This is a genomic window from Actinoplanes sp. NPDC051475, assembly GCF_040689425.1.
Taxonomy (GTDB): Bacteria; Actinomycetota; Actinomycetes; order Mycobacteriales; family Micromonosporaceae; genus Actinoplanes.
Window position 1 is genome coordinate 50,823 of the sequence record NZ_JBFAZZ010000019.1, and the last position, 13,741, is coordinate 64,563.

20 protein-coding genes and 1 riboswitch are annotated in these 13,741 nt (G+C 69.6%); of the genes, 6 read left to right on the forward strand and 14 right to left on the reverse strand.

Annotated elements, in window-relative coordinates; all coding sequences use genetic code 11:
- Window positions 1-31: 31 nt before the first annotated feature.
- The 5 genes from AB0368_RS31785 to AB0368_RS31805 form a co-directional block, all read right to left on the reverse strand.
- The gene (locus AB0368_RS31785; protein ID WP_366157705.1) at window positions 32-943 is read right to left on the reverse strand and encodes an MHYT domain-containing protein; all 912 of its coding nucleotides are present in this window, start codon (window positions 941-943) and stop codon (window positions 32-34) included.
- Window positions 944-1,144: 201 nt separating this feature from the next.
- Window positions 1,145-1,288 carry a GPGG-motif small membrane protein gene (locus tag AB0368_RS31790; protein ID WP_364706203.1) on the reverse strand — a complete coding sequence of 48 codons (144 nt, stop codon included), beginning with the start codon at window positions 1,286-1,288 and terminating at the stop codon, window positions 1,145-1,147.
- Window positions 1,289-1,384: 96 nt separating this feature from the next.
- Window positions 1,385-2,128, reverse strand: coding sequence for a metallophosphoesterase (locus AB0368_RS31795; RefSeq protein WP_366157706.1), 744 nt, complete (start codon window positions 2,126-2,128; stop codon window positions 1,385-1,387).
- The gene (locus tag AB0368_RS31800) at window positions 2,125-2,379 is read right to left on the reverse strand and encodes a hypothetical protein (RefSeq protein ID WP_366157707.1); all 255 of its coding nucleotides are present in this window, start codon (window positions 2,377-2,379) and stop codon (window positions 2,125-2,127) included. Before AB0368_RS31800 ends, AB0368_RS31795 begins: the two co-directional genes overlap by 4 nt.
- 4 nt (window positions 2,380-2,383) lie before the next feature.
- Window positions 2,384-2,968 carry a nucleotidyltransferase gene (locus tag AB0368_RS31805; protein WP_366157708.1) on the reverse strand — a complete coding sequence of 195 codons (585 nt, stop codon included), beginning with the start codon at window positions 2,966-2,968 and terminating at the stop codon, window positions 2,384-2,386.
- 184 nt (window positions 2,969-3,152) lie between these two features.
- Between AB0368_RS31805 and AB0368_RS31810 the strand changes: the two genes are divergently transcribed.
- A complete protein-coding gene (locus AB0368_RS31810; protein WP_366157709.1) occupies window positions 3,153-3,959 on the forward strand; it encodes a dTMP kinase in 807 nt (268 codons plus the stop codon).
- On the opposite strand, the gene AB0368_RS31815 is transcribed toward AB0368_RS31810, so the two are convergent.
- Window positions 3,956-4,642 carry an SDR family NAD(P)-dependent oxidoreductase gene (locus AB0368_RS31815; RefSeq protein ID WP_366157710.1) on the reverse strand — a complete coding sequence of 229 codons (687 nt, stop codon included), beginning with the start codon at window positions 4,640-4,642 and terminating at the stop codon, window positions 3,956-3,958. The two genes, AB0368_RS31810 and AB0368_RS31815, sit on opposite strands and share 4 nt — an antisense overlap.
- Before the next feature lie 564 nt (window positions 4,643-5,206).
- Between AB0368_RS31815 and AB0368_RS31820 the strand changes: the two genes are divergently transcribed.
- Window positions 5,207-6,208 (forward strand): sigma-70 family RNA polymerase sigma factor, encoded by a 1,002-nt coding sequence (locus tag AB0368_RS31820; RefSeq protein WP_366157711.1) that lies wholly within the window; start codon window positions 5,207-5,209, stop codon window positions 6,206-6,208.
- Between the two features lie 74 nt (window positions 6,209-6,282).
- Here AB0368_RS31820 and AB0368_RS31825 read toward each other — a convergent pair whose 3' ends face one another.
- The 3 genes from AB0368_RS31825 to AB0368_RS31835 form a co-directional block, all read right to left on the reverse strand.
- Window positions 6,283-7,212, reverse strand: coding sequence for an NlpC/P60 family protein (locus AB0368_RS31825; RefSeq protein ID WP_366157712.1), 930 nt, complete (start codon window positions 7,210-7,212; stop codon window positions 6,283-6,285).
- A 42-nt stretch (window positions 7,213-7,254) separates the two neighbouring features.
- A riboswitch (cyclic di-AMP (ydaO/yuaA leader) is annotated at window positions 7,255-7,391 on the reverse strand.
- A gap of 208 nt (window positions 7,392-7,599) precedes the next feature.
- Window positions 7,600-7,929, reverse strand: a complete 330-nt coding sequence (locus AB0368_RS31830; RefSeq protein WP_366157713.1) for a DUF3817 domain-containing protein — start codon at window positions 7,927-7,929, stop codon at window positions 7,600-7,602.
- A 13-nt stretch (window positions 7,930-7,942) separates the two neighbouring features.
- Complete coding sequence (locus AB0368_RS31835; protein WP_366157714.1) at window positions 7,943-8,371, reverse strand: hypothetical protein; 429 nt, start codon at window positions 8,369-8,371, stop codon at window positions 7,943-7,945.
- 79 nt (window positions 8,372-8,450) lie between these two features.
- Here AB0368_RS31835 and AB0368_RS31840 point away from each other — a divergent pair, with 79 nt between their 5' ends.
- Both AB0368_RS31840 and AB0368_RS31845 read left to right on the forward strand, forming a co-directional pair.
- Window positions 8,451-8,696 carry a DUF6158 family protein gene (locus AB0368_RS31840; RefSeq protein ID WP_366157715.1) on the forward strand — a complete coding sequence of 82 codons (246 nt, stop codon included), beginning with the start codon at window positions 8,451-8,453 and terminating at the stop codon, window positions 8,694-8,696.
- Between the two features lie 14 nt (window positions 8,697-8,710).
- Entirely contained in the window at window positions 8,711-9,277 is a 567-nt protein-coding gene (locus AB0368_RS31845; RefSeq protein WP_366157716.1) for a DUF1360 domain-containing protein, read from the forward strand.
- A gap of 57 nt (window positions 9,278-9,334) precedes the next feature.
- Here AB0368_RS31845 and AB0368_RS31850 read toward each other — a convergent pair whose 3' ends face one another.
- Both AB0368_RS31850 and AB0368_RS31855 read right to left on the reverse strand, forming a co-directional pair.
- On the reverse strand, window positions 9,335-9,520 hold the full coding sequence (locus AB0368_RS31850; RefSeq protein WP_366157717.1) for a hypothetical protein: 186 nt from the start codon (window positions 9,518-9,520) through the stop codon (window positions 9,335-9,337).
- Between the two features lie 8 nt (window positions 9,521-9,528).
- Window positions 9,529-9,729, reverse strand: coding sequence for a hypothetical protein (locus tag AB0368_RS31855; RefSeq protein WP_366157718.1), 201 nt, complete (start codon window positions 9,727-9,729; stop codon window positions 9,529-9,531).
- 278 nt (window positions 9,730-10,007) lie between these two features.
- Between AB0368_RS31855 and AB0368_RS31860 the strand changes: the two genes are divergently transcribed.
- Window positions 10,008-10,211: a hypothetical protein gene (locus AB0368_RS31860; protein ID WP_366157719.1), complete on the forward strand. Its 204-nt coding sequence runs from the start codon at window positions 10,008-10,010 to the stop codon at window positions 10,209-10,211.
- A 47-nt stretch (window positions 10,212-10,258) separates the two neighbouring features.
- Window positions 10,259-11,233, forward strand: coding sequence for a GAF and ANTAR domain-containing protein (locus tag AB0368_RS31865; protein WP_366157720.1), 975 nt, complete (start codon window positions 10,259-10,261; stop codon window positions 11,231-11,233).
- A 10-nt stretch (window positions 11,234-11,243) separates the two neighbouring features.
- Here the strand turns inward: AB0368_RS31865 and AB0368_RS31870 are convergent, their stop codons facing one another.
- Genes AB0368_RS31870 through AB0368_RS31880 form a run of 3 tightly spaced genes read right to left on the reverse strand, consistent with a single transcriptional unit; the run spans window position 11,244 to window position 13,717 of the window.
- On the reverse strand, window positions 11,244-11,546 hold the full coding sequence (locus AB0368_RS31870; protein WP_366157721.1) for an antibiotic biosynthesis monooxygenase: 303 nt from the start codon (window positions 11,544-11,546) through the stop codon (window positions 11,244-11,246).
- 54 nt (window positions 11,547-11,600) lie between these two features.
- A complete protein-coding gene (locus AB0368_RS31875; protein ID WP_366157722.1) occupies window positions 11,601-13,235 on the reverse strand; it encodes an MDR family MFS transporter in 1,635 nt (544 codons plus the stop codon).
- Window positions 13,232-13,717, reverse strand: a complete 486-nt coding sequence (locus AB0368_RS31880; RefSeq protein ID WP_366157723.1) for a MarR family transcriptional regulator — start codon at window positions 13,715-13,717, stop codon at window positions 13,232-13,234. The genes AB0368_RS31875 and AB0368_RS31880 overlap by 4 nt, the downstream gene beginning before the upstream one ends.
- Window positions 13,718-13,741: the final 24 nt, after the last annotated feature.

The window sequence follows — 13,741 nt, forward strand, 5'->3', positions numbered from 1 at the left end:
TACCCGACTCGATCCCGGTCCGGGGCCGCGATCAGGAAGGTACGTTGATCAGCGGCTCATCCGTGACCACCGGCCGGGGCGGTACGGGACGCGGCGACGGGCGGCTGCCCGGCGTACGCCGCATCGCGGACAACGACGCCTGCTTGAGCGACCAGGGATGCGGGTTCTCGGCATGCACGCCGCGGCGGCGGATGCCGGCGCCGTCGGTGAACTCCTCCTCGGTCATGGCCTGCAGGCCGCTGAGCGCGACGCCGAGAATGGTGGCGGCGCTGACCAGGGTGATCGGCACGATCATCAGCAGCGGCCGGATGCCGGTGGTGCCGTGGGAGAGGTCGTGGCTGAGCTCGACGGTCATCGCCGCCATGCCGGTGTAGTGCATGCCGCACACGGCGAGCGCCATGATCGCGGCGGCGCCGAGCATCGGCAGCCAGCCCTGGACCGACACGGTGAACCACAGGGCTGCGGTGGACGCGACGATGGCGATGATGCCCGAGGCGATGACCATCGGCAGGTTGTAGTGGATCGTGCCGGAGACGTGCATGCCCGCCATGCCGGAATAGTGCATGCCCAGGACGCCGGCGCCGGTCAGCACGCCCGAGCTCACCACCCGCGGCACGCTGCGCCTGCCGTGCCCGACCACCATCAGCCCGAAGCCGACCGCGACGACGGCGAGGCCGAGGCTGACCATGGTGAGCAGCGGGCTGTAGCGGACCGGGCTCTCGGGGACGTCGAAGCCCAGCATCGCGGTGAAGTGCATGAGCCAGATGGCCGCACCACCGATGGAGAATGCAGCGATGATGAGCCAGCGAGTACGCCTGCTGCGGGTACGCGCCGATCGGGCGCGGCCGGTGGAGAGCAGGCCGACGAAGGAACCCAGAAGCGCCACCAGATAGGCGGCGATCGGGTTGAAGGCACCGTAGGTGAAGTGATGGACCTCGGCCACAGCCGGGACTCCTCGCGAACGTCGGGGGGATCGTTTCGCTGAGGATTGAGTCATGAGTCCGATCTAGGACATCGCACTTCGTGTGCGTGTCACTACATAGTGAACCGGGGCCACCGTATGGCTGCCTGCGAGAGGTAGCCATACGGCAGCCCCGGTGCGGTCGTAGGAGACCGGTCAGGAAACTGCCGGGGGGACGAGGGGTTAACTGAAGATGCTCACGCCGCCGGGGCCGACCAGCAGGCCCACGACGATGAGCACGACACCCCAGAGGATCTGCCGCCGGAACAGCGCGAGGATGCCGGCGACCACGAGTACGACTGCGAGGATCCAGAGCAAAAGTTCCATGGTCACCAGATACCCGACCCGCAGAAATCGAAAACCTGGTCTACATACGACGAGGCCCCGTCCCGGCGGCGGGACAGGGCCTCGGTGCATATCCAACTAAACCGCGACAAGCCCGGCGTCCACATTGTCCGACAGCAGCTGGTAGACGTTGTATGCCTGCTTGATCACCGGATGCGCCACGTTCCGCACGGGTACGCCGCCCGGCGTACGCCCCCGCTCGGCGCCGTGGTGTGCGTGCCCGTGCAGCGCCAGTGCGGTCGGCGCCGAGTCGATGGCCTGCCCGAGCAGGTACGACCCCAGGAACGGATAGATCTCCAGCGGCTCCCCGACCAGCGTCTCGGGCACCGGCGCGTAGTGCGTGAGCGCCACCAGTGCGTCGCACTCGAGGCCGCGCAGGGCGGCGCCGAGCTTCTCCGCGATCGCCTCCGTGGTGCCGACGAAATTCTTCATCTCCCGCTCGCCGAACGAGCTGGCGCACGCCCCGGCGAACCCGCCGCCGAAGCCCTTCGCGCCGGCGATGCCGAGCCGGTGGCCGTTGAGCTCCAGCACCGTGCCGTCGCCCTCGAGCACCGTCATCCCGGAGTCGGTGAGCACCCTGGCCACGTCGTCCTGCTGGTCGCTCTGGTGATCGTGGTTGCCGAGCACGACGACCACCGGGACGCCGAGTTCGCCGAACTCGGTCGCCATGCACTTCGCCTCCTCGACCGTCCCGTGCCGGGTGAGATCGCCCGCGACCAGCAGGGCGTCGGCGACGTCCGGCAGGCGTTCCAGCGCGGGCCGGTAGCGGCCCAGCACGTCCTTGTCCACGTGGACGTCGCCCACGGCGGCGATCCGGATCATGAAATCTCCTCCACCTCGCTGGGCGCCGCGGCGCGCACGATGCCGATGTCACAGGCGATCTCCACGTCCGGGAAGTTCGTCGTGATCTGCCGGCAGATCTCGTCCCGGCGCTGCGCGCTCTCCACCTCGCCGCCGAGCACCAGCAGGTGCTCCCGGCGCTGCAGGGTGATCCCCTGTTCGGCGACCGCGCCGTCCTCGGTCAGGAGGCGCTGGATCTGCGCCTCCACGTACTCGTCGAGTTGTGGCGTCATCTCGTCATCCCCCCACTGTCAGCTGGGCGTTCCCCGGCTCCGGAACCACCTCGAGGCGGTCCAGCAGCACGAAGAACGCCTCCGCGTACGGCGACTTCGCCGTCTCCTCGCGTACCCGGTCCCAGTCGATCTGCTCCCTCAGCGACCGGGCCACGGGTAGGCCGGTCGCGAAATCGCAGTAGTGCTGGGTGTAACTCAGCAGCTTGTGCATCATCAGCTGGGTCGCCGACAGCACGGGCATGTTGATCGCCTCGACAGGACGCATCACCGTGTCGCGCAGGGTGGCGTCGGTCACCGGCGACTCCACCGGGCGGTAGATCAGGTCCACCATCCGGCCCTCGTCGTAGACCTTGACCAGCCAGTCCTCCGGCGGCTGCTCCACCTCGAAACCGACCTTGGCCAGCTCCGCCAGGGCCCGTTCCTTGTCCTGTTCGCGGATCAGGAAGTCGACGTCGTGGTCGCTGGAGTGGCCACCGTGGGCGTACACGGCGAAGCTGCCGCCGAGGGCGAACGGGACCTCGGCCTGCTTGAGCACGGAGGCCACCCGTTTGAGCGTGTTGACCAGGCCCTCGTCCACCCGGTGCGGCATGGCGTCTCCCTGTGTCGATGGATGTCCGTTTCCTTCACGGATCGACTACCCCTCAAGGCAATCCTTGTAACGCGAGCGGTCCCCGGCCCAAGGTCAAATTCCACTGCTAAGACCCATTTTGTACGCCCGGAGCAGCCCGCACGTCAGGAACGGTCGGTGACATCACCAGCTACCGTCGGTGGGTATGGTTCCCCGGCCTCGCAGCACCGCTCCCGTCGGCACCGCTCCCGTCGGCATCACTTCCGTCGGCACCATCGCTCTCGTGGGCATCGACGGCTCCGGCAAGACGACCCAGGCGCACCTCCTGGCCACGACGCTGGCCGGTCGCGGGTTGGCGGCGACCTACCGCCGCAACGCCGGAGGCCGCCGCTGGTTCGGCCGCCTCGCCACGGCGCTGGGCCGGCGCGACGGAGAACACCTGCTCGGCCGCCGGACGATGCTGTTCGTCGAGTCGGTGCTGCGCTGGCTGGCCATCCTCCGTACGCTCCTGCGCCGCCGGTTCACCGGTGAGGTCACCGTCATGGACCGCTACGCCGTGTGCCAGTACGCGAGCATCCGCGCCCACGCCAAGAACCCCCGGCCGGAACGGCTGAACCGGGCGGAGCGGCGGGCGCGGCTGGCGTACCGGATCTTCCCGAGGCCGGACGTGACGTTCCTGCTGGTCGTCGACCCGGAGATCGCCTACGACCGGATCGAGCGGCGCGGGTACGACCACGAGGAGATGGATTACCTGCGCGCGGCCGCGGCGGCCTATCGGGCGCTGCCGGAGCACGGCGACTTCGTGCTGATCGACGCGAACGGCACGCCGGAGCAGGTGCGGGCGGCGCTGCTGGCCCACCTGCCCGTACCGGACCCGGTGCCCGCGCCCATGATCCCGGCGCGCCGTGTCCCCGCCATGCTCGTCGCACACGCCCGGGCCCTGATCGTTGCGGCCGCGACGCTGGCCGCCGCCGCGACCGCGGTGACCCTGCAACTGGCCGAGGTCTTCTAGCTCCGGCCGTAGACGGGGATGCTCGCGCCGCTGATCGGGGCGGACGCGTCGTCGGCCAGGAAGGCGATGACCTGGGCGATCTCTGCCGGCGTGACCCACCGCGCGTGGTCCGCGTCCGGCTGATCCCGGCGGTTGGACGGGGTGTCGATCACGCTCGGCAGCACCGTGTTCGCCCGTACGCCCTCCCGGCGGTACTCGACGGAGACGGCGTTGGCGAACGCGACCACCGCCGCCTTCGCCGTGGCGTAGCCCGCGGCCCCGGCGAACGGCGCCACCGCCGCGCGGGACGAGACGCACACCACGGAGCCGCCGCCGGCCGCGACGAGATGAGGGAGTGCCGCCGCCGTCACGAGGTACGTCGGCCGCAGGTTCAGCCGCAGCATCGCCTCGAAGTCGTCCACCGGCGTCTCGTGCACCAGCCCACCCATCGCGAAGCCGCCCACCAGGTTGATCACCGCGCGCAGTGGTGCGCCGGGTTCGGACGCGGCGAGCGCCACGGCGGCGGCGACGTCCTCTGCCACGGTCACATCGGCTGCGATGCTCGTCACACCGGCCGGCAGCTTCCCCGTCGCCCCCTCGCGTACGGGAGCCACCACCCGCCATCCCGCGTCCCGCAGTTGCTCGACCACGGCCCCACCGAGACCGCCGGCCCCACCCGTCACCACCGCGCTGCGCTCCGCCATGCGGCCACGGTAGTCCTGTGTTTCGCATCACTGTCTGTGTGGCAAGCCGGTGTCGCGGTAAGGGTTGAGGTAGGCGGTGGTTGCACGGGTGGGGGTCACCCGGACGGGCTAGTGATCTGCGGCGCGATGTGCCGCATGGTGGCAGATGGTCCCGCGTCGACGAGGCGCCGGGATCTTTCGCCGTGGTGTTTGCATCAAGCCCGGCGGCAACCTGTCGATGCTGGACGTGAACCCAATTGGCTACCGGGCCGTACTGGGTAGTGACGAGCGTCGCAAGGCAATCCGTGACGGCCGTCGCTGTGACGGATGAGGGGCTGATGGTGTCATGTATCGGGCGAGGGGTATGCGTGACGGCACACAGCCGACAGCACGCATCCGACCCCGGGTACGGCTCCGAATGCCTTCGACGAGAGCCTTCTTCAGTAAGTATGCACGCGGCTCTCAGGTGACGCTCAGGCATTCGTGACACTTTCGACCCACCAGCCGGAATCAGTGCAGGGCGCCACTTGTTGTGTAGGTGTCAGCACCGCAATGCACGAACTGCGGACGTTACGGGGAGGGCTGATGGAAGCAGGAATTGCCCGTAACAGGGTTAGTGAAGGCAATGAGGGGACCGTGGGCAACGTGGAGAAGAGCACCGTGATGCGGACGGACGAAGTCGCCGAGGAGCGCGACCTCGTCGGCGTCTACCTGCACGAGATCTCCCGGACGCCGCTTCTGGACGCCGCCAGGGAGGTCGACCTCTCCAAGGCAATCGAGGCCGGCCTCTATGCCGAGCACCTGCTCGAGAGCGGAGACGTCCGTCGCGGCGTGAGCCGGGAGGAGCTGGAGCGGCTGGTCGTCGAGGGCGAGCGGGCGAAGGACCTGTTCATCCGCGCGAACCTCCGTCTGGTCGTCTCGATCGCACGCCGGTACGTGCGCTCGGGCATGCCGATGCTCGACCTGATCCAGGAGGGCAACACCGGCCTGGTCCGCGCCGTCGAGAAGTTCGACTACGAGCGCGGCTACAAGTTCTCGACGTACGCGACGTGGTGGATCCGCCAGGCGATCAGCCGGGCGATCGCGCAGCAGGAGCGCACCGTGCGCCTGCCCGTGCACCTCGTCGAGGACGTCAACCGGATGCGCAACGTCACCCGCCAGCTCGTCCGCGAGCTCGGCGCCGACCCGGAGCCCGAACAGATCGCTGCGGCGCTGGGCGTGACGGTGGAGCGCGTCGGCGAGCTGACCCGCTGGGCCCAGGACACCGTGTCCCTGGACACCCCGGTCGGCGATGACGGCGACACCAACCTCGGCGACCTGGTCGCCGACAGCGACGCGCCGTCGCCCGAGGAGATCGTGCTGACCGCCCTGGAGCGGCAGCGCATCGAGGGACTGCTCAACCACCTCGACGACCGCTCGGCGGGCATCATGCGCGCCCGGTACGGTCTCGAGGACGGTCGCGAGCACTCGCTGACCGAGGTCGCGTCGCGGTTCTCGCTCTCCCGCGAGCGCATCCGCCAGCTCGAGATCCAGGCCCTGGGCCGGCTGCGTGAGCTGGCCCGCGCCGAAGGCCTTCAGGCCGCGTAACCACTTCCCCCAACAACGCCGAAGGCCGGTGCCCCTCGCGGGACACCGGCCTTCTGTCGTGCCGGGGCGCGTGATCAGGTCACGCGGCCGTAGCCGTACGGGGTCATGATGTCGATCGTGCGATGCTTCACCGGCTCACCGGCCCGTGAGGCGTCGATGATCTTCCCGCCGCCGACGTAGAGCGCGACGTGCCCGAGGTTGCGGTAGAAGACCAGGTCGCCGGGTTCGAGCTGGGACCGGCTGATCCGCCGGGTGGCGCTGTACTGGGCCGCGGCGTTGTGCGGCAGTGACTTGCCCGCCTGACTCCAGGATCGCGAGGTCAGGCCCGAGCAGTCGTACGTGCCGAGCCCGTCGGCGCCGTACTCGTACATCTTGCCGATCTGGGCGAAGGCGAACCGGACCACGACGCCGGCCTCGCCGGAGACCGACGGGACGTTGCCGGTGTAGCTCGAGCCCTTCTCGGTCGCCCGGCCGTACGCTGCCTTGCGCATGGCGTACAGGTCCTTGAGCTGGCCCTCGATCTTCTTCTTGCGGGCGGCGAGCTCGTTGACCTCCGCGGTCTGCTTCACCTGAGTCGTCTTCAGTGCGGCCTGACGCTCGTTGTAGTTCTGCGTCGTGGCCGTGTACGTGTCGATGTCACGCTGCCGGTTGCGCGACAGCTGCTCGAGGATGGACATCCGGTCCATCAGGTTGCTGCTGCCCTCCAGCACGACGTTCATCGTGCCGACCTTGCCGGTCTTGTACGCGGACGCCGCGATGACGTTCATCTGCGCGCCGGCGGCCTGGAGGGCCTCCTTGGCGGGTGCGAGTGACGCGGCGAGCTTCGTCTCGTCGTCCTTCGTCTTCTTCAAGCTGATCTTCATCTTGTTGTAAGACTCGACGACGTCCTCGAGCTGGTTCGACGCCTTCTCGATCTTCTTGTTGATGTCACCGGTCGAGGGCGCCGCGTGTGCAGCCGGCGCGACGGTGCCGGTGATCACGATCGCCAGGGCGGCGACCACCATGGTGCGTAGCCTCGTTCGGGCGTGTGGCAACGGTACGTGGCCTTTCTTCCGCTGGGCCGCCTACCGGGTTAGCTGACGGATTCGGGCGGGAAGAAGGCCCTACCGCTGACGCGGATTCACCCCGGATGCTGCTTCGGTGGTTCCCCGGCTCGCCGAGACGGTCGCGGCGAGCCCCGGGGGATGGGGTCACCGTTACCGCCGTCGAGGGATTCGGCGGCGCTGGCCGGCGCCACTTGAGGGTATGGCTGCGGACCGGACCAACCGCATCAACTTATCGGCGATCTCAATTAACACAAGAGCCGGAAGAGTGACTTGCGCCAATTATCACAAATATGGGAATGATCCCGATAACGGGCTGCGATTCAACGCTTTCGCAGCGTGACCCTTCTATTTCTGCGCCATCGCGGGCGGGGTGTCCATCCCCTGGACGGCCCACTTGTGGGAGACGACCCGCTCGGCCCAGAACGAGAAGAAGGGGATCGTGCCGGCGAGCATCACCAGCAGCATCCTCCCGAGCGGCCAGCCGGCCCGGCGGCTCAGGTCGAAGGTGGCGACGAGGTAGATCATGTAGAGGAAACCGTGGACGGGTCCGACGGCCGCGACCACCGTGTCGTTGTGGCCGGCGTACTTCAGCGGCATGCCTACCAGCACGAGCACGATGAGGACCACGCCGACGATCCAGGCGATGATCCGGTAGCGGGTGAGGGCTCCCTGCACGGTCCACGTCCTTCTACTTGGTGCTGCTCTTGCGTCCGGGGTAGTCGCCGGGCCGGGCGCCGGGGTGGGCGTTGAGCCAGGCGAGGTAGTCGTTGTAGGCGTCCAGTTCGGGGTCGTCGGCGGGCATCGGCTGCGCGCCCACCGGCACGCGTACCGGCCGGCGCACCGTCACGGGCGTGTCGCCGCCGAGCGCTGCCGCCGGGGCCTCGGCGGGCTCCTCGGGCGCCTGCGGGCCGGCTCGGAGCTCCTGCTGCACCTCGCGCACCCACAGGAAGACCACGAAGAGGGCGAAGACCGGCCACTCGAAGGTGTAGCCCCAGCTGAGCGTGTTGCCGCCGGTGGCGCGGCTGAACTGCCACCAGCCCAGGCCGAGAAAGCCGATCACGAGCGCGAGCGCGACCACATGGCGCGCGATCCACGCCGGGGTCCACAGCCCTCTCATGGGTCGAGCGTACCCAGCGGGGGTTTGACGACAGGCGGCACGGGCAACCGTTGCGGGAACCACCGAGAAGGGAGAGATCATGAGCGACCCCGAGGTCGACGACCGCGTCGGCACCGAGCAGGGCATCGACCCCGCCGGGCTCGCGGACGAGGACCTGATCCGTGAGCTGGGGAGCCTGCACCGTACGCGGCTGCAGACCCTGCGGCACGGTCCGGACGCGGCGCTCGCCAACCACCTGCGCCGTACGGCCGAGCTGGAGACGGAATACCTCGCCCGGCACCCCGGCCGCGAGGTGGACCCGCACCGGCTCACCCAGGACTTCTGAGAGGACCCGTGCGCATGACCTCCTCGGTACGCGGCCGGTTCGAACGATTGCGACGGCAGTACGCCCCCCACGAGCACCGGCCGCTGGACGGGTACGCGGTGACCATGAGCGCCTTCGGCGTACTCGCCGGCAGCCTCGCCGTCGCCGCGAAGGTGACCGGACGTGTGGTGCCGGATCGCCCGGCCGTGTCGGACGTGGTGCTGATCTCGATCGCCACCCACAAGCTGAGCCGGCTGATCGCCAAGGATTCGATCACAAGCCCGCTGCGGGCCCCCTTCACCCGGTACGCGGAACCCGGCGGCAGTGGCGAGGTCAACGAGGAGGTCCGCGACGATGGCAACTCGATCCGCCACTCGATCGGTGAGCTGGTCAGCTGCCCGTTCTGCCTGGCCGTCTGGGTGGCCACCGGGCTGACCAGCGGCCTGGTGTTCGCGCCGAGGCTGACCCGGCTGGCCGCCACAGTGTTCACCGCGACGGCGGCGTCCGACTTCCTGCAGATGGCGTACTCGCTGGCCAAGGAGGCAGCGGAGGGCGACCACCAGGAGTCCGAGCCTTCGGTGAACGGCCGAGCGGTGGCTTAGGGCGGCGACGACGGCGAAGGCCCCGGCTTCCCGCCGGGGCCTTTCGCTGTGCCGTGATCAGGGTGGGCCTTCGCCGTCCAAGCCCGCCCAGCCGCGCGGGCTCTCCTGCTCGCCGGAGTCCTCGCCCTCCATGACGGCGGGCTCGACCGCGGTGGCGTCGTGCTCGCTCGCGAAGTCGTCGTCCCCGTCGGGGGTGCCGTCGGAGTCCCCGAAGGCCGGCAGGCGTTCGTTCTGCTGGGTCATGTCGCTCCTCAGGCGTCCAGAGTTCGCAGGGCCTCGGCGGCCTCGTCCTGGGCGTACTCGCCCTCGGGCAGCGCGTCGATGCGGGTCAGCGCCGTCGCCGGCAGGTCCGCGGCGATCGCCCCCCGCTGCAGGTCGGCGCTGCTCAGGCGCTCCTGCCCGGAATAGGCCTCGTCGAGGTATTCGTCCAACACTCGCAGGTCATCGCTCACAGCTCCGGACTACCCGGCGGGGCCGTCGGCAATCATGTGGTCCAGGTCACAATTGCTCGTGGAATGGGGTGGGCCTGCCGACCGTTGAGAGCAGATGTCGGTGTGCCCAGTGTCCCCGGGCCTCACCCTTTGCCTTCGCGGAATACCGTTCGGCTGGAGCCGCGTTGAGCCTTTCGCCGCGAGGCGACCTGCACACCGGCACCTACGTGACGTCGCTCCCGGCCCCGCCGGGAGCGACGTTTGTTTTCGGCCCTCATGATCGCGGGTACACGATCGGCATGAATGATGATCGGGTGCAGCAGCGGGCGGCTGACCTGCTGCCGGAGGAGCGCAGCGCGGGAAGTGCCGACCCGCAGGGCCAGGCCGAGGCCATTCTGGCCGAGTCCGACGAGCGCGAAGAGCTGCCGGACGCCGCGCCGAGCACATTCCTGGAACATCGCACGTCGGACCAGACGGTTACGCCCGCCGACGGCACCCGTTAGTGGACACCACTTTCGTGTTCACGGATCCGCATGGCAATATCGGGCAAATGTCTGCCCCGCAACGGAGCACCGGGCGGCGTCTGACGCCGCGTCGCCGCACGACCGCCCTCATACCCGATTCCAAGGGACTCGGCGTCCGAAGCCGGGTCCGGAGTACCCCGGAGTCCACGATCGCGGTCGCGCCGATCGCCGCCGGGGACCCGGATGCGGGCCGGACGACGGAGGGAGCCCCGGGTGGGAACGCCGCCCGCGGGCCGCGGCCCCGGCGTAACGCGGGGCGGGGGAGTGCCAAGACCCGCCGTCCGGTGCCGGGCAAGGCGTCCCGCTCCGGTCGTGGCGGTGAGCCGGCGCATCCCATCGAGCTTGCCGGCCTCCTGCACGAGCTGTCCGTGCGCCTGCTGGGCGCCGACGACGTCCCGCAGGCTCTCGACCGGCTGGCCGCCTTTGTGACCGCTGCGCTCCCGGGCGCCCTGCGCTGCTCGGTCGCGCTGATCGGCGAGGGCGGCCCGCCCACCCTGGCTGCGTCCGGGTCGCAGGGACAGGCCGTCGACGACATCCAGTACGCGACGGGCGAGGGCCCCGGCCTCGAGGCCGCCCGGACCCGTACGGTCGTCGCCGTCCACGACCTGGCGGCGGAAGAACGCTGGCCGGAACTCGCCGACCGGGCCCGCGCCGAGGGCGTGCACGGCATCGCCTCGGTGCCACTCGACATCCCGCGCTCGGCGGTCGGCTCGGTCAGCTTCTTCACCGGGTGCCCCGGCGGCGTCGACCCGGACACGCTGCTGACCGTGATGGTGGTGGTCAACCAGGCCGAGGTGCTGGTGGGAGAGGTGCATCGGCGGGAGGCCCTGCGCGAGGGCACCACCGTCGACCGGGCCGCCGGCGTGATCATCGCTCAGCGCGGCTGCGGTGTGCGGGAGGCGTACGACGTGCTGCGGGACACCGCCCAGAGGCTCGGCCTCCCCCGTGAAGAGGTGGCCGAGCGCCTGATCGCGGCGGCGGCCCGCAAAGCCGACGGCTGACGGGCGATCCCTACTTCGAGACCTGCTGGACGACCTCGAACTCGAGCAGGTCGGCGCCGGAGGCCACCGGGCGAGCGCGCTCGCCCGCGTGAGCGGCGCGGCCCATGCCTGACGACCAGGCCTGGAACGCCTCCTCCGACTCCCAGCGGGTGTAGACGAAGTAGCGAGTCTCGCCCTTGACGGGCCGGAGCAGCTCGAAGCCGAGGAAGCCCTCGGCGTTCTCCACCGCTCCCTGCCGCGCGGCGAAGCGCTGCTCCAGTTCGGGGCCTGCGCCCTCGGGGACGTCGATCGCGTTGATCTTCACTACTGGCATACGGCACAGGGTACGAGCGCGTGCTGCGCCCGTACCCTGTGCGGTCGTTGATCGTCAGTGCGCTCCCGGCGGACCGCCGGCGGCGGAGGCTGCCGCGGCGTCCTCGGCGCGCTGCTGCTGCGCCGAGCGCTGGGACAGCGGGATCTCCGGCAGGAAGAAGACCACGACCAGGCCGATGACCATGACCGCCAGCGCCATCAGATAGACGATGTGGATGCCGTCCGCGAAGCCGACCTTGAACGCGTGCGCGAGCGGCGCCGGCAGCTTGGCGATGAACGAGGTGTCGCTCAGGTCGCCGCCGCCACCCCGGGTGGGGAAGCCCGCGTCCTCGAGCTTGCCCGGCAGGACGTTGAAGAGCACCGACAGGAAGATCGCCGTGCCGAGCGTGCCGCCCATCGACCGGAAGAACGTCACCGAGCTGGTGGCCACGCCGATCTCGCGCGGCGACACCGCGTTCTGTACGGCCGTGATCATCGGCTGCATGTTGCCGCCCAGGCCGAGGCCCATCAGCACCATGATCAGCATGGTCTTCCACAGCGGCGTGTCGGCGCCGATGAGGGAGAACAGAGCCAGGGCCGCGGCCATGAGGATGCTGCCGATGATCGGGAAGATCCGGTAGCGGCCGGTGCGCGCGATCAGCTGACCCGCGGTGATCGAGCCGGCCATGATGCCGACGACGAACGGGATCATCTGCAGGCCTGCCACCGTGGGCGAGCTGCCCTTGACGATCTGGAGGTACAGCGGGACGGTCATCAGGCCGCCGAACATCGCCATACCCACGATCGTGCTGGAGGCCGAGCCGACGGCGATCGTACGGTTGCGGAACAGCCGCAGCGGCAGCAGCGCCTCGTCCTTGTACGCCCGCTCGGCGACCACGAAGGCGACCAGCCCCAACGCGCCGATCACGTAGCAGGCGATGGCTCTGGGGGAGTCCCAGCCCCAGTCGCGGCCCTGCTCGGCGACGGTCAGCAGCGGCACGAGGCCGACGATGAGCGCCAGCGCGCCGGGCCAGTCGATGCGGTGGTCGGTCCGGTGGTGCGGCAGGTGCAGCACCCGGGCCACCACGATCATGGCTGCGATGCCGAGCGGGACGTTGATATAGAAGACCCAGCGCCAGCCGTCGACCCACAAGATCTTGTCCTCGCCGGCGAAGAAGCCGCCGAGGATCGGGCCGATGACGCTGGCGGTGCCGAAGACCGCCAGGAAGAAGCCCTGGTACTTGGCGCGCTCGCGGGGCGGGACGATGTCACCGATGATCGCCAGGGCCAGCGACATGAGGCCGCCGGCGCCGATGCCCTGGATCGCGCGGAAGGCCGCCAGCTCGTACATGTTCTGCGAGAGCCCGCAGAGCATGGAGCCGACGATGAAGACCCCGATGGCGAACAGGAAGAACGGCCGCCGGCCGTAGATGTCGGAGAGCTTGCCGTAGAGCGGGGTGGAGATCGTCGACGTGATGAGGAACGCCGTCGTCGCCCACGCCTGCAGGTTGAAGCCGTCCAGGTCGTCCGCGATGGTCCGGGTCGCCGTCGCCATGATGGTCTGGTCCAGTGCGGCCAGGAACATGCCCATCATCAGGCCGATCAGAACCGTGATGATCTGCCGGTGGGTGAACTCCGCGGAGTGCTCGGCACCCTTCGCGGCAGCCCCCGGCCCGGCCGTCGCCGGTGCGGTGGTACTCGACTTGCTCACAGGTTCTCCCGTACTGATACGGCTGGGTCGCTGCGCAGTAGCGCCTCGACGGAGCTGTTGAATTCTTCGAACAGGTCGGTGAACGCGCGGACGCGCTCGGCCGGCCAGTCGCTCAGCGCCTCGCTGAGCAGTGCCTGCCGGGCCTCGTGGAGGTGCGCACAGGCCCTGCGGCCGGCCTCGGTGACCGCCAGCCTCGACGCGCGGCCGTCGGCCTGGTCGGCCTGCCGGCACGCGAGGCCCGCCTTCACCAGCTGGGCCGCCTGCCGACTCACCGTGGACGGGTCGGCGCCCTTGACCTCGGCCAGGTCGGTAACCCGCATCGGGCCGAGGTGGCGGAGCGGGAACAACAGCATCAGCGCGGAGAACTCGGCCCCGAGATCTCCCGTGTTGAGCATGCCCTTGGTGCGCGGCCCCAGGCGGAAGAACCGGACGAGTTCGTCGGCCAGCCGCCCGGTCGCGTCCCCGGTGTCCGGCTTCGTCACGCACCCACCTCCTTGGCAGATGCG